Source organism: Aminobacter sp. BA135, assembly GCF_050859125.1.
GTDB lineage: Bacteria > Pseudomonadota > Alphaproteobacteria > Rhizobiales > Rhizobiaceae > Aminobacter > Aminobacter ciceronei.
The window spans coordinates 289,171-306,646 of record NZ_CP139572.1 but is presented as its reverse complement, the minus strand read 5'-3'; the positions used below and the strand labels follow the sequence as shown (position 1 = coordinate 306,646).

Sequence of the window (17,476 nt, the reverse complement as noted above, 5' to 3'; positions counted from 1 at the left end):
GACTTGCGCCGATGTCAATTTGGTATACAGTATTCTAAATCGAGTTTGACCTATCGACGACAGGGGAACCGCATGACCAAGCCGATGAACCCGGACGAATTTCGCACCGCGCTGGAAAACGCCATCAAGGGCAAGAGCGCCAACAAGTCGCCATTCAGCCTCGCCTGGGCCAGCGGCAAGCTGAGCCGCGACCATCTCTCGCGCTGGGCCGAGAACCACTATCATTATGTCGGGCCGTTCGCGGATTACCTCGGCTACATCTATTCCCGCATGCCCGAGCAGTATGTCGAGGCCAAGGATTTCCTGCTCGCCAACATGTATGAGGAAGAGATCGGCGGCGACCGCCACACCGACCTGCTGATCCGCTTCGGCGAAGCATGCGGCACATCCAGGGAGCGCATGACCGACCCGGAGAACATGTCGCCGACGACACGCGGCCTGCAGAGCTGGTGTTATGCGGTGGCGATGCGTGAGGATCCGATCGTTGCCGTTGCCGGACTGGTGGTCGGCCTCGAATCCCAGGTGCCGTCGATCTATCGCAAGCAGACGCCGACGCTGCGCGACAGTTACGGCTTCAGCGACGAGGAGGTCGAGTTCTTCGACCTGCACATCGTGTCCGACGAAATCCATGGTGAACGCGGCTACCAGATCGTGCTCGAGCATGCGCGTACGGTCGAGATGCAGGAACGCTGCCTCAAGATCTGCGAGGTCGGCGCCCAGATGCGCCTGCTCTACACCACGGCCCTCTACAACGACTATGTCGCCGAGGATGTGAAGCTCGGCCGCGTTGCGCCGATGGAACCCGAACTCGCCGGCATCGGCGGGGTTTGAGGCACGCACATGCCGACAGTCGTGATCCATAGCAAGGGTGAGGCCTTCTCAGGCGAGGTCAAGGAGGACACCAACCTCGTCGTCCGCGCCGGCATCAAGCAGTTTCCCTATCCGCACCTCGCCTACAAATGCGGCATGGGAAAATGCGGCACCTGCGCCAGCCGCATCCTTGCCGGCGCCGAGCACCTGCCGCCGCCCAACTGGAAGGAAAAGAAGCAGCTCGGCGACAAGCTCGACGAAGGCTTCCGGCTCGTCTGTCAGCTGTGGATCAAGAACGACATCGAACTCCGCCAGGAAAAGGTGACGGAGCAGGCTTAGCAGCCGATTTCTCGTCGCGCCGGAAGGCGCGGCGCTTCCCAGACAATTTTGCCGGCAACGCTTCGGTGGTGTCGACGTGACCAGCAATCAGCATGAGGTGGACTATGTATGTGGTTCTGACGACCAAGCCCGGCGAGTTCCGGACCGAGATGAGCCCCGGCGTGCAGCCGGTCGAGACCTATGACTACATCTTCTACGGCCGCAAGCGCGCCAGCTTCACCATCGCCAGGCTGACCGACCAGGACCAGACGCGCATCCGCATCGTCGAGGACGAGCCGCCGCAGATCGAGAACAATGTGCCGTGCAAGCTGTTCGAGAAATTCGACACGGTCGAGGACGCCCGCCACGAACTCAAGACGCTCACCACCTACGGCAGCATGGACATCCAGCTCAAGCTGGTCTGACCGGTCAACAGCATCGAGCGCGCGATGATCAACATCACCTTCATCACCAACGACAACAAGCAGGTGTCCGCGCCCGAAAACAGCAATCTGCTGCGCGTGTCGCTGCGCGAGAAGGGCGGCATCCCCTTCAAATGCGGCGGCGGGCTGTGCGGCACCTGCAAGTGCCGGATCGAGACCGGCATCGAGAACACCGATGCCGTCAAGCCCAAGGAACGCAACCACCTGACTTCAGACGATCTTGCCGCCGGTTTCCGCATGGCCTGCCAGACCTTCGTGCTCGGCGATGTCGCCGTCTCCTGGGTGCCAAAAGGACGCTGAGCAGGGTGCGCCGAGGCGCATTCTCGCAGCGAACGGCCGCCGAAGCAAACGACCTCCGAAAGCAAACGACCAATGACAGAGCGACACCTGAACTACATCGCCGGCGAGTGGCAGCCAGCTTTTGCCGGCGCCACCTTCGAGGACCGCAATCCCGCCGACGAGCGTGACCTCATCGGCCTGTTCCCGGATTCCGATGCCGCCGACGTCGCTGCCGCCATCTCAGGCGTCTCGGCCGCCTGGCCGGCCTGGGCGGCGCAGTCGCCAGAGGTTCGCGCCGACGTCTTGTTTCGCGCCGCCGACATCATGGCCCGACGCGCCGACGAGATTGCCGCCGAACTGACCCGCGAGGAAGGCAAGACGCTCAACGAGGCGCGCAACGAGGCCCGGCGCATCGCCGCCAATTTCCGTCTTTATGCCGGCGAAGCGCTGCGCCTCAATGGCGAGACCTATCCGAGCGAGAGCGCTCAGCTGGTGCTGTCCGTGCGCCAGCCGGTCGGCGTGGTCGCCGTCATCACGCCGTGGAACTTCCCGCTGTCGATGGCCGCGCGCAAGCTCGGCCCGGCGCTGGCCGCCGGCAATGGCGTCGTTTTCAAGCCGTCCGAAATCACGCCTTTGATGGGCCAGCGCCTGGTCGAGGTGCTGCTCGAAGCCGGCCTGCCGCCGAAGCTTGTGGCGCTCGTCCAGGGCAAGGGCGCCAAGGTCGGCCAGGCGATCACCGCAGGCGCCGGTGTCGACGCGCTGACCTTTACCGGCTCCTATGCGGTCGGCAGGCAGATCGCGGCGTCGCTCTCCACCGACACCCGCGTCCAGCTCGAAATGGGCGGCAAGAACGCGACTGTCGTTCTGGCCGACGCCGGCATCGACAGGGCCGTCGCCACCATCGAGCGCGGCGCCTTCGGGCTCACCGGCCAGGCCTGCACCGGCACCAGCCGCGTGCTCGTCGCCCGCCCGCTTTATGCCGAACTGGTGGCGCGGCTCGAAAAATCGGCTTCCGCCATCAAGGTCGGCCCAGGCACGGCAGACGGCGTGCAGATGGGGCCGCTTGCCACCCGCGTGCAATATGACAAGGTGCTCGCCTATGTCGGCATCGCCCGCGAGGAGGGCGGACGCGTCGTCGGTGGCGATGCGCTGCGCGAGGCCGACTCGAACCTGGCGCATGGCTATTTCGTCCGGCCCGCCGTCGTCTCCGACCTGCCGGAGACCAGCCGTCTGTGGCGTGAGGAGATTTTTGGGCCGGTCGTCGCGGTGCGCCCGATCGACAGCCTCGACGAGGCGATCAAGCTGGCCGACGACACCGAATACGGCCTCGCCGTGTCGCTGGTGACGGGTGATCTGCCGTCGGTGCTGCGCTTCGCCCGCGAGACCCAGCACGGCATCGTCAAGGTCAACAGTCCGACAACCGGTGTGTCGCTCAACGCGCCTTTCGGCGGCCTCAAGCATTCGAGCAATCAGGCGGCCAAGGAGCAGGGCGGGGCCAACGTCATGGACTTCTACAGCCGCATCAAGAGTATCTATCTTGGGGCCTGACATGCTCCAGTCCCTGACTGAGCTGATGCCTGGCGATTTCGTGCCGGGCCATCTCGTCGGCATGGGCGCCATGGTCTTCATCGCAGCCCTGCTGCAGGGCATCGGCGGTCTCGGCTTTGCCATGGTCTCGGCGCCGCTCGCGGTGCTGTTCTTTCCCGAGATGGCGCCCGGGCCGCTGCTGGTGTTGGGCGCTGGACTGGCGCTGCTCGGCCTGCTCCGCGATTCCGATGCCGTCGACTGGCCGAGCGTGACGACGTTGATGGCCGGACGTGCCGGCGGCACGCTGCTTGCCGGCGCCACGCTCGCCGCCCTGCCGACCAATGCATTCTCGATCGTCTTTGCGCTGTTGATCCTCGCCGGTGTCGGCCTCAGCTTCGCCGGCTGGAAGGTCAGGGCATCTCACCCCAACATGGCGATCGCCGGCCTCGCCTCCGGCCTGATGGGCACAATCACTTCGTCCGGTGCGCCGCCCTTCGCCATAGTCATGCAATATGTGCCGCCGCGCCAGATGCGGGCGACCATCAGCTGCGTCTTCTTTGCCGGCGCCATCCTGTCGCTATTGATGTTGGCATATGTCGACCGTTTCACCCTGCCGCATCTCTGGCTTGGCATCCTGCTGTTCCCGCTGATGCTCGGTGGCTTCTTCATCTCCGGCCGCTTCCACCGCTATTTTTCGCCGCGTGGCGTGCGTTTGCTGCTGCTCACCATGTCCGGCCTCGGCGCGCTCGGCATCCTCGCGAGGACGGTCGTCCCATGAGCCTGCCCCACATATCAGACGAGCTGGTCGAGGCTGCCGTCTCCGCCGCCGAGGCGCGCGAGGTGCTGGCCGATGCCTTTCTGCGTTTCGGCCGCGAGGAGGCGGCGATGCAGGCGCGCATCCGCAGCGAGGCCGGCGGCGTCAAGCTGTCGACCCTGGGCGCGGTCATCCCCGGACAGGAGGTGGTCGGCGCCAAGGTCTACACCACCATCAAAGGTCAGTTTTCCTTCATCATCCTCCTGTTCTCCTCGGTCGACGGCCGCGCGCTCGCCACCTTCGATGCCGGCGCCATCACCAGGCTCCGGACCGCCGGCTGCTCGGTCATATCGGCCCAGCACCTCGCCAGGCCGGAGGCCTCGACGCTCTCCGTCTTCGGCTCCGGGCCGCTCGGACGGGCCCATGCGGTGCAGATGGCGGAGGCCTTCCCGCTCCAGCGCGTGCTGCTTGTCAGCCGCTCGTTCGATCCTGCATTGGCGGTAGAACTTGAAGCCGCCTGCGGTATCCCCACGCGACTGGCCACGGCCGAACAGGCGGCCGCGGAAGCCGACATCCTTGTCACCGCCTCGCGTTCGCCATCCGCGCTGTTTTCGGGCGACCTGCTCAAATCAGGCTGTTTCATCGCCGCCGTCGGCTCGAGCCTGCCCAACACCCGCGAGCTCGACGACCGGGCGATGGCCCGTGCCTCGCTTGTGACAGTCGAATGGCGCGAGCAGAGCCAACGCGAGGCCGGCGACCTCGTGCTCGCCGACCCCACGGCCTTGCCCCAATCCAAGATCGTCGAACTCGGCGAGATCCTCGCCGGCAAGGCGCGCGGCCGCACCAGCGAGGACGAAATCACCATCTACAAGTCAGTCGGTGTCGGCCTGCAGGACGTTGCGCTGGCAGGCCTTGCCTACAGGCGGATCGTCGGCGGCTAGAGCCCAGCAACCGTGCGGTGGCTTCGGCGCGGCCATCCACGCCTCTGCAATCGCTGCACCGCGTTGCTTACGTCCTAGCCACCCTTCTTCGCCGCCTGACGTGCCTGCTGCAGGCTGACCACGCCTTCCCGTGAGATGGTGTAGTTGCCGCCGTTGCGGGAGACCACCAGACGCTTCGCCTTCAGCACCTTGAATTCGGCGAGGCCGGCGCCCTCGAGCGACCAACCTTCCCGGGTGACGAACGACGCCTCCAGTGGTCGGTTTCTGGTGTCTTTTTCCAGGATGATGGTGCCGCCAAACGACAGCACTTCGAGCGCTTTGCGCTCCTTCTTCGAGATATTCATGATGTTGTGAGTCCGCAGTCCCGGCGCCAATGCACCGGGCGTCATCCACCATGGCGAGCGAAGAGCTCACCGGTTTGGCTGAACACGGCCCCGGTCCACGCGATGCGCGAAGCGGGGCTTTAGCGGGACTCAAAAGAACAGGTCATGATGGCGCGGAGCTATAGGGCAGATTGCGGCATGCTTAAGGCGTGAACTTCGGTCACGCACAACGGGCGCGCTTCTCTACTGGCTCTTGAAGCAGCGAAGTTCGACTTCGTTACGATAGTCCTCGACCGCACGCTGCTGCATCGGCGCGGTCGAAAATCTCGGATGCTCGTAGGCGGCGAGGATTTCATCCCGCGTGCCGGCTCCGGGGGCCTTCTCCAGGTGCAACTGGCTACTCAGCGGAAAGCCGGCCTGCCGGGCCGTCATGACGGTGGCGGCCCATGAACCCCGGAGATGGCAAAGCTGGTCGGGGCTATGGTTGTTGGAGGTCGCCTGCGCGGGAAATGGCGCCACCAGCAGCATGGCAAGAACTGTTCTGCGCATTAGCGGGCAAGTCTCCTGTTGTAGCGCGCATCTCGGCACGTCTGGCGCGATCAGCGTCCCTGGAGGATGCGGATCACCTTGCTGCTGTCGGCAGTGGGCGAGTCGAGGTTGACGTAGTCCTGGTAGGTAATGCGTCCGCTGGTGAGGCCATTGAACATGCGCTTGCAGAACGTCGAGGCGTAGTTCTTCGGTTCGATGTTGAACAGCGCCGCCATCTCGGCCTTTTCCTTGGCCGAGCGGGCATTCTCGTCCTTGATGCAACTGACCAAGACCTCACGCTTTAGCGCAGGGCTGCCATTGAGGGCCGTCTGCAAGTTCTTGTATTCGCCTTGCGACATGGTGGTGCAGCCCGCAACGATTGCGGAAAGGCCAAGCAAGGCTAACTTACGGATCATGTCGTGCGTCCAGACGTGAAAATTGATTGGGCAATAAGTCAGAGCAAGTCGCGTACTGCAACAGGTAAAGCGGGGTCGTCAACTGTCAGTTGAAAATAAAAGCTTACGGCAAAGTGGCAGCGTATTTGTTTAGACTCGCCTTTATTAGGGGTAAATTGAGGATCTATGCTCCGCAGCTCCGTGTCTGGCCGTGTCAGGATGCAATCACCAGCCCAGTTGGGTTCCGCAGACGATCAGATAACATTCGGCATAGCGCTTGTATTCCCGCGTGCCATATGCCGGGAGCGTGTCGCTGTCATGATAGCTGTTGACCAGGCTGGCACATTGGGCCGCCTTGAACGGTGGCCAGGAGCTGACGGCCACCGCTTCCGGCGACGCCAAGGTCATCGCGGCGATCATGAAGCATCCAAGGCTGGCCGCTGCCAAAAGCTGAACGTTGCGCACGAAGGCAATCAATAAATGCCGGAGATCATCTCTGCAACATCAGCGCGATGCTATTGTAAAAAGAGGAAAACGACGTCTTCTGCTAAGCGAGGGCAGTGCTGACACCGCGTTACTCCTTCGCTGCTTCCGCCGCCTTCGTATTGATCAGGCCGAAGCCGAAATCGGTGTCGCGGCCCTTGTCGCCAAGGTCGGTGGCCGTGGCAGCCAGCGCCTTTTCGATCGAGTCGGCTGAGCGCTTCGGCTCGGCGTGCAACAGGTTGGCAATCGCGCCGCTGACGACGGCCGCGGCAAATGACGTGCCGGTGACCAGGTCGGTGCCGCCGCCGACGGGCGCCATCAGGTCGACGCCGGGCGCCGAGATATAGACATAGGGCCCGCGATTGGCCTGCTTCATGATCGCGTCCTTGGCGTCGGTGGCCGTTACCGCGATCACGCCCTTGTAGGCGGCAGGGTAGCCATAGGGTGCGCCCGGGCCGTTGTTGCCGGCGGCGGCGACCAGGATCATGCCGCGTGCCCGCGCCCCACGGCTCGCCTGTTCCAAAAGCGCATTCTTGGGGCCGACGAAGCTCATATTGACGATCTGGACGTTCTGCTCGGCGGCCCAGTCGAGGGCGTTGAGGATGATTTCCATCGTCGACTTGCCGCCTTCGAAGGCGCGGGCGTGGAAGATCTTCGAACCTGGCGCCATGCCCTTGAAGTCGCCGGTGCCTGATATCAGCCCGGCCACCGACGTAGCGTGGTCACGCGCGGTGACGGCAACGCCCGGCATGGCGTCGAAGCTCTTGGCGATGGCGCCCTTAAGCGCCGGGTGGGTTTCGTCGATGGCCGTATCGATGACTGCGACATTGACGTTCTCGCCATTCGCCGCCGCCTCGTCGAGCGAGATGCGCTGGAAGGCGAAGCTGGGTGCCGCCGCTGCCTGCTGCAGTTCGTAGATGTGGTTGGGCTCGCGCTCGCTGGTACGGCCGTCGCCGGCGAGCTGCGCTAACACCACGCCGACCGGACGGCCGTCGGGAATGCCGAAGCGTACGAGGCTGGTGCCGAGCAGCGTCGACTGGCGCTGCGAGCGGATTTCCAGGCCATAGGCGGCCGCCAGCGCCTGGGCGTCGGCGGCATCGCCGGCAACCGTCACCAACACCTCGTCAGGCACGAAGTTGCCCGAGATGGCGCGCGGTGCTGCGGTGATGGCGGGGCCGGGCGGCGTCGCATCGGCTGCAGGAGGCGTCGGCGGCGGAGATCCGGCCTGCCCGCCGCCGGAAGCAGAAGCGCCGCCTGCGGGATCGCGCAGCGGGTTGGGTGTCGGCACCGGCGTCGCCGGCTGGCCGCCCGAGGCGACACCGGGAAAATCGCCGGGATTGGGGAACAGGTCGACGATCAGCTCGGGCAGCCCGACGGCGCCGGGCAGGCCGCTGCTGCCCGAGGGGCCTCCTGGGGTGGAACCGCCGGGCGCCGGGCCACCCGGCTGCAGGCAATTGGCGTTGCCGGCTGCCGTTGTCTGATTAAGGCAGTCGAGCTGTTGCGGCGTCAGGCTGGGGTCGTTGGTCTGGGCGAAAACAGGCGTGGCGGCGAACACCGCCGCCGCCAGCACGAGCCGTGCAATTCGCCCTGACGTGGTCATCCAGCCGGTTTCCTTCCTGCCGTCACCGTGTCCGCGAAGGGTGCCGCCGCAATGACGCCGACGATGCGGTCATAGTCGGCGACCGTCTCGGACGGGATGGCGATGCGGAACACGCCACTCGCTGTCGGGCCGTCGATGATCGAGGCGCCATTGTCGCCGAGCAGGGTGGCGATGTCGGCCATCCTGGCGTCCGGCTTGAAGGTCACCAGCGCGAAGGGCAGCTTCGTCTGGTCCTCGCCGGTGCCGGCGACTTGGACGTCGTTGCCGCGGCTGCCCGGTTCGAGCACCGACTGGACCATGACCAGTGCCAGCAGTGCGGCCGCAGCACCCCAGGCGACGCCGACCGGCAGGCCCATGAAACGCTCCCAGACCCGCGACAGCAGCGACTGTGCCTGGGGCTCGCGCATCGGCCCGGCTTCGGCGTCGAGCAGCTTGGAGAAGCGGCTCAGCGCATCGGCGGGCGGGCGGATCGCCTCGTTGGCGGCCATCGTGCCGGAAAATTCGGCTTCGGCGGCTTCGAGGGCGGCGGGTGCCTCGGGATCGCTGGCCAGCCAGTCTTCCACGGCTGCCAGTTCGGACCCTTCGAGCGTGCCGTTCAGGTAGAAGGGCAGCAGCGTTTCGATCTCGTCGCGGCGCGACATCTTCTCGGCAGCGCTCATGGCCACCCCCTGTCATATCCGGCAGCCTTCAAGGCTTCGCCGAGCTTCTTGCGGGCATAGAACATCCGCGTCTTTACGGTGGCGACAGGAATGTCGAGCACCTCGCCAATCTCGGTGACCGACTTGCCATGGTAATAGGCAAGGTCGATGACCGTGCGATGCTCGTCGGCGAGCGTGTCGACAAGGCGGCGCAGGGCCGCACCCTTGTCCTGCTTCATCGTCGCTACTTCGGGTGTGTCGTTGTCGTCGGGCACTGCAGCCGCATCGTCGTCGTCAAGCCACTCTTCCTTGCGCTTGCGCAGCGACGACAGCGCCTTGAAGCGCGCTATGCCGAGCAGCCAGGTCGAGACTTCCGAACGGCCTTCGAATTTCGGCGCCTGGCGCCACAATTCGAGAAACACTTCATTGGCTACGTCATCCGCCATTGCTTCCGACCCCGTCTGGCGCGCCACGAAACGGTAGACCCGTGCGTGGTGCCGCGTGAACAGGAGCCGCAAAGCGGCGCGGTCGCCGTTTGCGACGCGGCTCACGAGATCACGATCGGACATCGGGTCAGATGCGATGTTCATGGCCGGTGCTACCGCCGGGCTCCTGTCTGCTTGGTCGTTGTTGGCCGCAAAAAGGTTCACCGGAATGTTTCGGATGCAGGAAAGCTAGCGGAACTTCCGCGGCATGGCCAGTCCGGCGCGACACACTACCCCAGAGTATCCCTTACCGCCCCTTGCGCTCAGGTCGTTTTGGTATACAGTATTCCAAAATGACCCGCAGTCGACACCTCAAGGGGAACAGTGAATGACCGTTGCAATGAACCCGGACGAGTTCCGCACCGCGCTCGAAAACGCCATCAAGGGCAAGAGCGCCAACAAGTCGCCATTCAGCGTCGGCTGGGCCAGCGGCAAGCTCAGCCGCGGCCATCTCGCCCGCTGGGCCGAGAACCATTACCACTATGTCGGGCCGTTCGCGGACTACCTCGGATACATCTACGCCCGCATGCCGGAGGGCTATGTCGAGGCCAAGGATTTCCTGCTCGCCAACATGTATGAGGAAGAGATCGGCGGCGACCGCCACACCGATCTGCTCGTTCGTTTCGGTGAGGCCTGCGGCACGTCGGGCGACAGGATGCGCGACCCCGACAATATGTCGCCGACGACCCGTGCCCTGCAGAGCTGGTGTTATGCGGTGGCGATGCGCGAAGACCCGATCGTAGCTGTTGCCGGCCTCGTCGTCGGCCTGGAATCCCAGGTGCCGTCGATCTATCGCAAGCAGACGCCGACGCTGCGCGACAAATATGGCTTTACCGACGAGGAGGTCGAGTTTTTCGACCTGCACATCGTCTCCGACGAGATCCATGGCGAGCGCGGCTACCAGATCGTGCTGGAGCATGCCCGCACCGTCGAGATGCAGCAGCGCTGCCTCAAGATCTGCGAGGTCGGCGCCCAGATGCGGCTGCTCTACACCACCGCGCTTTACAACGACTATGTCGCGGCCGAACTGCCGCTCGACGAGCTGCTCGCCGCCTGATCCCGCCACAGTGGGAGCGCGCGGGGCGGCCACGCCGCGTGCGTTCCCTCGGTGGGCCAAAATATCAACAATTGCCGGACGATAGCGACGTGAAACAGGTCCTGAAACTCGAACTCGAAGAAGCCCGCGTGATGGTGGCTGCGGCGGTCGCCAAGGCGCTGGAACTCAACGTTCCCGAAACTGTCTGCATCGCTGATGACGGCGGCTATCCGATCGCGCTGGAACGCATGAATGGCGCGCGCGTCACCGGCCCGCAGATCGCCTGGAACAAGGCCTTCACCGCCGCCGGCCACAAGCGCTCGACGCATCTGTTCACCACCCCGCCCAACGGCCCGGCGCTGCCCGGCAACGAGGCCTTCGGCATCCAGCTCAGCTTCGAGGGCCGCTTCGCCGCCTTCGTCGGCGGATTTCCCGTCGTGGTCGACGGCGAGGTCGTCGGCGGCGTCGGCCTCAGCGGTGGCAATGGCGAGCAGGACATCGCCTGCGGGGTCGCGGCACTCGCAGCACTTGCGGCGCTGCTCGAGCCCAAAGGGCACAAGGTGATGGTTCAGGCCGACATCAAGAAGTGACCGAAGCGGCTGCGCCGCATCCCAACCGTAGTGGAGACATGGATGGACCATGTTGTGCGCGTCCTCGAAACCGAGGACCAGTTTACCGTTGCCGCGGAGGAATCCGTGTTGATGGCGGCGATCCGCCAGGGCGTCCAGCTGCTGCATGACTGCACCGAGGGCGGCTGCGGCACCTGCCGTATCAGGCTGATGGAAGGCTGCGTCCGCTATGAGGAATACCCGCTGGCGCTGTCCCCGGAGGACGAGGAAGAGGGCTTCGCCCTTGCCTGCCAGGCGCGGCCGGAGAGCGACCTGCTGATCTCGACCGAACGGCCGATGGAGCCGTGCTCCGATCCAGAACGGTATACCGCGACCATCCAGTCTGTCCGCAATGTCGGCCGCGACGTCGTGCAACTGACGCTTGCGCTTCCCGGCGCGGACGAGCTTGTCTATCGGCCCGGCCAATATCTCAACGTGCTGCTCGGCGACGGCAACAAGCGCAGCTTTTCGATGGCTTCGGTCCCCAACGGCAAGACCGTCGATCTGCACATCCGACGCGTACGTGACGGTCACTTCACCGCGGGCCAGTTGCCGCGGCTCGGCCCCGGCGACAGGCTCGACGTCGAGCTGCCGCATGGACTGTTCTGCTGCCGCAAGGAGAATTTCCGTCCGTTGCTGATGGTGGCGACGGGCACGGGGCTGGCGCCGATCAAGAGCATCCTGGAATCGCTGATGGACGATCCCGACTGCCCGCCGGTATCGCTCTATTGGGGCATGCGTACCGAGGAGGACCTCTATCTGCATGACGAGATCCAGTCCTGGGCCGAGCGTCTGTGCGACTTCCAGTATGTGCCGGTGCTGTCGCGGCCCGGCCCGGGCTGGCAAGGGCGGCAAGGCTATGTCCAGGAGGTCGCCGCCGAGGACATCGGCGATTTTTCCGAGCACGCGATCTACATGTGCGGCTCGCCCAAGATGATTTCGAGCGCCAGGAAACTGTTCGTCGACAACGGCGCCAATCCCGGCTTCATCTACGCCGACGCCTTCAATTTCCAGCACACGCTCGTGCCGGCCGAGTAGCGGCGAACGGCTTGTAGGGCGAGGGCAGCATGGAAATCGCAGTCGAAACGCCCGCCGGCAGCCTCGCCGGGCAACGGCATGACGGCGTCGACCGGTTCCTCGGCATTCCCTATGCGGCGGCGCCCGTCGGTGCTCTGCGGTTGCGGTCGCCAAGGCCAGTGCCTGGTTGGGCCGGCATACGGCGTGTCGACCACATCGGTCCGGCGGCACCGCAGCATCTCGCCGGCAGCCAGACCTGGCTCAACGAGCCGATCGCCAGCATGGACGAGGACTGCCTGACGCTGAATGTCTGGGCGCCTGCCGATGCCTGCGATGCGCCTGTCATGGTCTGGTTCCATGGCGGGGCGACGCGTAATGGCCATGGCGGCGCTGCCGCCTGTGACGGTTTTCGCCTCGCCCGCGAACACGGCATCGTCGTCGTCACCGTCAACTACCGTCTCGGCCCGCTGGGTGGCCTTGCCCATCCCGAACTCACCGACCCCGAAACCGGCACATGCGCCAACTGGGGCATGCAGGACAAGATCGCGAGCCTGCGCTGGCTGCGCGACAGCATCGCCGGCTTCGGCGGCGATCCGCGCAAGGTGACGATAGCTGGCCAATCCTCTGGCGCCACCAATGTCGTGCTGATCGCGCAGAACCCGGACTGTGAGGGGCTGTTTTGCGGTGTCATCGCCCAAAGCCCTCCGCTGTTCCAACCACCGATGTTCGTCGGGCTCGACGATGCCGCCGAATACACCGAGGCGGTGGCTGCGGCACTGGGCACCTCGGTCGCCGGCCTGCGCGATCTCGACGGTTCCGACCTCGTCCGCCGCGAAGCTGCGCTGCTGCGCGATGTCGACTTCGCCAGACGGTTTCCCCGGCCGCGCACCGCGCCGACGCTCGATGGCAGGCTGGTGCATGCCTGGCCGCATGACGGGGTGCTCGCCGACGTGCCGCTGCTGATCGGCTTCACCCGCGACGAGGCCAGGTTCTGGTACGACCTCGCTCTGCCCGACGGCACCAGGCTTTCGGCACTGACGCCGCCCGAACCGGGTGCGCCATTCGAAGCGGCGCTGGCGCGGCTGATTGCGCTGCATTACCCGTTCGAGCCCACGCCTTCGCCTGCGGCGACCTTCGCCGCCTATGGCTTTGCCATGCCGGATGCCGGCTCCGCCGCGATCTGGCTCGCCATCTACTCCGACCTCGTCTTCCGCGCGCCGATCTTGCGCTATGCAATGCGCCATGCGCGTCGCGGCTCGCCCGCTTTCCTCTACGATTTCGCCTGGCCCCTCGCGGTCACCGGCGGCACGCCGCACGCCGCCTGCGTACCGTTCGTCTTCGGCACCCACCGCCATCCGCATCTTGCTTCCAAGATCGGTGCCGATACGGCCGAAGCCGTAGCCAACGCCACGATGGCCGCCTGGGCGGCGTTCGTTCGCACGCCGGCAACGTCAGCTCTTGATTGGCCTGCGCTCAACTCCGAGTTGCCACCTGCCGCCGCGACGGCAATGACCATCGACATCGACGGTATGCTGTTTGGGCCACTCCATGGCGCAATCCGGCTCGCATCGTGGCCGGCAATGCAGCAGTTGGGTGGTGCGGATTGAATATTGTACTCCAAAGCCCGGACGCTATATCATCTGGCCCAAGGCGTTGCTTCCGCAGGTTGATTCGACCCTTGCCACAGGAAGTGTAAGACCATGACCGTCGTACTCGGGGAAATCCACGCTCCGCTCACCAAGCTGATCACCGCCGCCTTGCGCGAGCGTATCGTCAGCGGCGAAATCGGCGTCGGCGAAAGGCTGGTCGAGGGCCGCCTTTCCGAGGAGATGGGCGTGTCGCGCATGCCGGTGCGCGAGGCGCTGCGCGAGCTCGCCGCCGAAGGCATCGTCACCATCGAGCCGCGACGCGGCGCTTCGGTCACTGTGTTCAGCGAGGAGCAGAAGCGCGAGCTGGTCGAGGTTCGCGCCACGCTCGAGGCGCTCAACGCCAAGCTCGCGGCCAAGCGCCACGACCCCGAACAGATCGCCGCGCTGCAACGCATCCTCGACGACGGCGCCAAGCTTGCCGACACCGAGGATCCGGTGCTGCTGTCGCGCCAGAACACCGAGTTCCACGAGGCGTTGGCAACCGTCGCCGCCAATTCCGTGCTGCAGGATATGGTCCGCTCGCTGCGCGACCGCACGGTGATGCTGTTTGCGCCGATCAGCAAGCGCCGTGGCCGCCAGAACTGGGAAGAACATGCCGGCATCCTGCGCGCGGTGATTGCCGGTGACAGCGAACTCGCAGCCCTGCTGGCCGCCCGCCACGTCTACAACGCCGCCGAGATGCCGCAGGAATAGCCTGCGCGTCCCTATCTGACGCCCGAAATGGACCCGCGGACCACCAGGTCGACCGGCCAGACCTCGCCGCGCGCGCCGTCTTCCAGCCCGGAGATGCGCGCCGCCAGCCTTTCGGCGACGCGGGCGCCGGCGGCGCGGATCGACGAGCGTGTCGTCGTCAGCGGCACCGAAAAATGCTCCGGCTTCAGCCAGTGGAACACGTCGTCGTGGCTGACCAGCGAGAGATCCCGTGGCATCGAGAGATTGAGGTCGCGCGCCGCGCGTACGATGCCAAGCGCCATCAGCAGGCTGGAGCAGACGATCGCCGTCGGCGCCTCCGGTCCTTCGAGCAACCGACGCGCGGCGCGATAGCCGTTTTCCTCGGTCATGATCTCCGAACGGATGTTTTTGGGCTCCAGCACCAGCCCGCTCTCGGCCAGCGCTCGCCTCACGCCGCGCTCGCGGAAGATGGCGAAGGTCTGGGTGTCGTCGCCATTGATCAGCGCCACCCGCTTGTGACCGAGCTGGACGAGCAGCCGCGTCGCGTCATGAAAGGCGCCTTCATTGTCGATGTCGATGAACGGATAGTCGAAATCGAGGCCTTCGCTGCGGCCATGCACGATGTAGGGAATGCCGAGTTGGTGGGCAAGCGCCACGCGCTTGTCGGCATTGTAGGGCGCCGAGATATAGAGCGCGTCGACCTGCTTGTTGGCGACGATGCGCCGGTAAGTGGTTTCTTCGTCCTGGGCATCCGCCGGGCTCAGCACAAGATCGAGTTCGTGGCCGCGGGCATAGTCGCCGAGGCCGGAGAGAAATTCGACGAAATGCGGATCGATATCGACCGAGGCTCCTGTGGGCATGACATAGCCGATCATGCCGGCCTTGCCGGTCGCCAGCCGGCGCGCGCTCGGGTTCGGCCGGTAGCCGTGGCGCTTGGCGGCATCGGCAACACGCCGACGCGTCTCCTCGCTGACCTCGGGATAGCCGTTCAGCGCACGGCTCACCGTCGTCTGCGAGAGTTCGAGCATCAGCGACAATTGCTTGAGGTTCACCTCGGCTCCGATTTCCAAAGCGCTTTCAATCGGGCTTCCTCCCGATGTCGGGCGAAGCAGCTGCGCGTTGCCGGCAAGAATAGCTGCCGAATTGCTTGCTTTGAAGCGAAATCTACTCGCGCGGCACCTAAAAAGCATGCTGCAGCGCACACTGCTATCAAATTTAAATCGATTAGTTGCGCGAGCCCCTTGACTCCTGACAATTCCGGTGGCGTGATGCGGCAATCCAAAGCGCTTTGAAATGCCGTTGCGTGAAGCAGTTGCAGCTCATGCAAGTCTGGGGCACAGTTCGGGGCGGTGCAGGCGGGCGGAATGGAGGTTCCGTCCGGAGTTTTCGATCCACTGGGAGGAAGACCATGAGGAAGACCCTGTTGCTGGGCGTGGCTTTTGCCGCCGTCGCCCTGAGCGCGCCCGCGTCGGCGGAGCTGAAGTTCAAGCCGGGCGAGGACGCCCGTTTCACCTGGGCAAATTTCGACGAACTCAAGAAGGTCGACCTGAAGGGCGAGACGCTCTCGATCTTCGGGCCATGGCGCGGTGAAGACGAGGCGCTGGCCCGTTCGGTGCTCGACTATTTCAGTGAGGCCACCGGTGCCACGATCAACTACTCGTCGTCCGAGAACTACGAACAGCAGATCGTCATCGACACCCAGGCCGGCAGCCCGCCCAACATCGCCATCCTGCCGCAGCCCGGCCTGATCCAGGATCTGGCCTCCAAGGGCCTGCTGACGCCGCTCGACGAGGGCACTGCCAATTTCGTCAAGGAGAACTACGGCGCCGGCCAGTCCTGGGTCGATCTTGGCACCTACAAGGACAAGGACGGCAAGCCCGGCTTTTACGGCTTCCCCTTCAAGGCCGACCTGAAGTCGCTGGTCTGGTACGTGCCGGAGAATTTCGAGGAAGCCGGTTATGAGGTGCCCAAGACCTGGGAAGAGATGCAGGCGCTGACCGACAAGATCGTCGCCGATGGCGGCGTGCCGTGGTGCATCGGTCTGGGTTCGGGTGGCGCCACCGGCTGGCCGGCCACCGACTGGGTTGAAGACATCATGCTGCGTACCCAGGCGCCCGACGTCTATGACAAGTGGACCCGCAACGAGATCCCGTTCAACGATCCGGCCGTCGTCAACGCGCTCGACATCTTCGCCAAGATCGCCACCAACGATAAATATGTCGATGGCGGCAAGGCGGCCGTTGCCGCGACCGACTTCCGCGACAGCCCGAAGGGCCTCTTTGCGGTGCCGCCGAAGTGCTACATGCACCGCCAGGCGTCGTTCATCTCGTCCTTCTTCCCTGAAGGCACCAAGCTCGGTGAGGATGCCGACTTCTTCTACCTGCCGCCCGTCGCTGCCAAGCCCGAGCTCGGCAATCCCGTACTCGGCGGCGGCACGCTGTTCACCATCGCCAAGGACTCCAAGGCCGCGCGTGCCTTCATCGACTTCCTGAAGATGCCGCTCGCCCACGAGATCTGGATGGCGCAGTCGGGCTTCCTGACCCCGCTCAAGACGGCGAACAAGGAAGCCTATGGCAACGAAGCGCTGAAGAAGCAGGGCGACATCCTGGTCAATGCCTCGACCTTCCGCTTCGACGGTTCCGACCTGATGCCGGGCAAGATCGGCGCAGGCGCCTTCTGGACCGGCATGATCGACCTCGTCGGCGGCAAGCCCGCAGCCGATGTCGCAGCCGACATCCAGAAGAGCTGGGACGCGATCAAGTAAGCGTTCAAGCTAGTCCCCTCGCCTTGCCGCTTCGCGGACGGCCTTCCCCTCGTCGGGGAGGCACCGGCGGCCCCGACCCGGTCCCCCCTCCCGCCGGAGAGGTGCCCCGGCGTGTCGCGGAGAGCGGGTGAGGGGACTTCCTTTCAAGTCTGCGCGAACAAGTCCGTTGAAAAGGGCCCGTTGAAAAGGGCCGGTTGAAAGGGAAT

Annotated in this window: 21 protein-coding genes; 13 read left to right on the top strand and 8 right to left on the bottom strand. The window is 64.9% G+C overall.

Features of this window, described 5'->3' with window-relative positions:
- Positions 1-72 precede the first annotated feature (72 nt).
- From SLT36_RS01570 to SLT36_RS01540, 7 genes are all read left to right on the top strand, one after another.
- Positions 73-831, top strand: a complete 759-nt coding sequence (locus tag SLT36_RS01570; protein ID WP_154384526.1) for a TenA family transcriptional regulator — start codon at positions 73-75, stop codon at positions 829-831.
- Positions 832-840: 9 nt separating this feature from the next.
- On the top strand, positions 841-1,149 hold the full coding sequence (locus tag SLT36_RS01565) for a 2Fe-2S iron-sulfur cluster-binding protein (RefSeq protein ID WP_432285510.1): 309 nt from the start codon (positions 841-843) through the stop codon (positions 1,147-1,149).
- Between the two features lie 104 nt (positions 1,150-1,253).
- Complete coding sequence (locus SLT36_RS01560; RefSeq protein ID WP_432285509.1) at positions 1,254-1,553, top strand: ferredoxin; 300 nt, start codon at positions 1,254-1,256, stop codon at positions 1,551-1,553.
- A 24-nt stretch (positions 1,554-1,577) separates the two neighbouring features.
- A complete protein-coding gene (locus tag SLT36_RS01555) occupies positions 1,578-1,871 on the top strand; it encodes a 2Fe-2S iron-sulfur cluster-binding protein (RefSeq protein WP_067955016.1) in 294 nt (97 codons plus the stop codon).
- Positions 1,872-1,943: 72 nt separating this feature from the next.
- Positions 1,944-3,398: an aldehyde dehydrogenase family protein gene (locus SLT36_RS01550; RefSeq protein WP_432285508.1), complete on the top strand. Its 1,455-nt coding sequence runs from the start codon at positions 1,944-1,946 to the stop codon at positions 3,396-3,398.
- A gap of 1 nt (position 3,399) precedes the next feature.
- The gene (locus SLT36_RS01545; protein ID WP_432285507.1) at positions 3,400-4,155 is read left to right on the top strand and encodes a sulfite exporter TauE/SafE family protein; all 756 of its coding nucleotides are present in this window, start codon (positions 3,400-3,402) and stop codon (positions 4,153-4,155) included.
- Positions 4,152-5,072: an ornithine cyclodeaminase family protein gene (locus tag SLT36_RS01540; RefSeq protein ID WP_432285506.1), complete on the top strand. Its 921-nt coding sequence runs from the start codon at positions 4,152-4,154 to the stop codon at positions 5,070-5,072. The genes SLT36_RS01545 and SLT36_RS01540 overlap by 4 nt, the downstream gene beginning before the upstream one ends.
- A 74-nt stretch (positions 5,073-5,146) precedes the next feature.
- On the opposite strand, the gene SLT36_RS01535 is transcribed toward SLT36_RS01540, so the two are convergent.
- From SLT36_RS01535 to SLT36_RS01505, 7 genes are all read right to left on the bottom strand, one after another.
- Complete coding sequence (locus tag SLT36_RS01535; RefSeq protein WP_432285505.1) at positions 5,147-5,416, bottom strand: YjhX family toxin; 270 nt, start codon at positions 5,414-5,416, stop codon at positions 5,147-5,149.
- Positions 5,417-5,638: 222 nt separating this feature from the next.
- Positions 5,639-5,944 (bottom strand): hypothetical protein, encoded by a 306-nt coding sequence (locus SLT36_RS01530; protein ID WP_432285504.1) that lies wholly within the window; start codon positions 5,942-5,944, stop codon positions 5,639-5,641.
- Positions 5,945-5,994: 50 nt separating this feature from the next.
- Positions 5,995-6,339, bottom strand: a complete 345-nt coding sequence (locus SLT36_RS01525) for a hypothetical protein (protein ID WP_432285503.1) — start codon at positions 6,337-6,339, stop codon at positions 5,995-5,997.
- A gap of 204 nt (positions 6,340-6,543) precedes the next feature.
- On the bottom strand, positions 6,544-6,783 hold the full coding sequence (locus tag SLT36_RS01520; RefSeq protein WP_432285502.1) for a hypothetical protein: 240 nt from the start codon (positions 6,781-6,783) through the stop codon (positions 6,544-6,546).
- A 109-nt stretch (positions 6,784-6,892) separates the two neighbouring features.
- Complete coding sequence (locus SLT36_RS01515; RefSeq protein ID WP_432285500.1) at positions 6,893-8,401, bottom strand: S8 family serine peptidase; 1,509 nt, start codon at positions 8,399-8,401, stop codon at positions 6,893-6,895.
- Positions 8,398-9,060, bottom strand: a complete 663-nt coding sequence (locus SLT36_RS01510; protein ID WP_432285499.1) for an anti-sigma factor — start codon at positions 9,058-9,060, stop codon at positions 8,398-8,400. Before SLT36_RS01510 ends, SLT36_RS01515 begins: the two co-directional genes overlap by 4 nt.
- On the bottom strand, positions 9,057-9,629 hold the full coding sequence (locus SLT36_RS01505) for a sigma-70 family RNA polymerase sigma factor (protein WP_310320267.1): 573 nt from the start codon (positions 9,627-9,629) through the stop codon (positions 9,057-9,059). Before SLT36_RS01505 ends, SLT36_RS01510 begins: the two co-directional genes overlap by 4 nt.
- Before the next feature lie 223 nt (positions 9,630-9,852).
- Here SLT36_RS01505 and SLT36_RS01500 point away from each other — a divergent pair, with 223 nt between their 5' ends.
- The 5 genes from SLT36_RS01500 (at position 9,853) to SLT36_RS01480 (ending at position 14,527) form a co-directional block, all read left to right on the top strand.
- Complete coding sequence (locus tag SLT36_RS01500; protein ID WP_432285498.1) at positions 9,853-10,581, top strand: TenA family transcriptional regulator; 729 nt, start codon at positions 9,853-9,855, stop codon at positions 10,579-10,581.
- 89 nt (positions 10,582-10,670) lie between these two features.
- Positions 10,671-11,150, top strand: a complete 480-nt coding sequence (locus tag SLT36_RS01495; protein WP_432285496.1) for a GlcG/HbpS family heme-binding protein — start codon at positions 10,671-10,673, stop codon at positions 11,148-11,150.
- Between the two features lie 42 nt (positions 11,151-11,192).
- Positions 11,193-12,206 (top strand): 2Fe-2S iron-sulfur cluster-binding protein, encoded by a 1,014-nt coding sequence (locus SLT36_RS01490; RefSeq protein WP_432285494.1) that lies wholly within the window; start codon positions 11,193-11,195, stop codon positions 12,204-12,206.
- A gap of 29 nt (positions 12,207-12,235) precedes the next feature.
- On the top strand, positions 12,236-13,792 hold the full coding sequence (locus SLT36_RS01485; RefSeq protein WP_432285492.1) for a carboxylesterase/lipase family protein: 1,557 nt from the start codon (positions 12,236-12,238) through the stop codon (positions 13,790-13,792).
- Positions 13,793-13,885: 93 nt separating this feature from the next.
- On the top strand, positions 13,886-14,527 hold the full coding sequence (locus tag SLT36_RS01480; RefSeq protein WP_432285490.1) for a GntR family transcriptional regulator: 642 nt from the start codon (positions 13,886-13,888) through the stop codon (positions 14,525-14,527).
- Between the two features lie 11 nt (positions 14,528-14,538).
- Here the strand turns inward: SLT36_RS01480 and SLT36_RS01475 are convergent, their stop codons facing one another.
- Positions 14,539-15,558 carry a LacI family DNA-binding transcriptional regulator gene (locus SLT36_RS01475; protein ID WP_432285489.1) on the bottom strand — a complete coding sequence of 340 codons (1,020 nt, stop codon included), beginning with the start codon at positions 15,556-15,558 and terminating at the stop codon, positions 14,539-14,541.
- Between the two features lie 356 nt (positions 15,559-15,914).
- On the opposite strand from SLT36_RS01475, the gene SLT36_RS01470 reads away from it, so the two are divergent.
- The gene (locus SLT36_RS01470) at positions 15,915-17,270 is read left to right on the top strand and encodes an ABC transporter substrate-binding protein (protein WP_263005365.1); all 1,356 of its coding nucleotides are present in this window, start codon (positions 15,915-15,917) and stop codon (positions 17,268-17,270) included.
- Positions 17,271-17,476 lie beyond the last annotated feature (206 nt).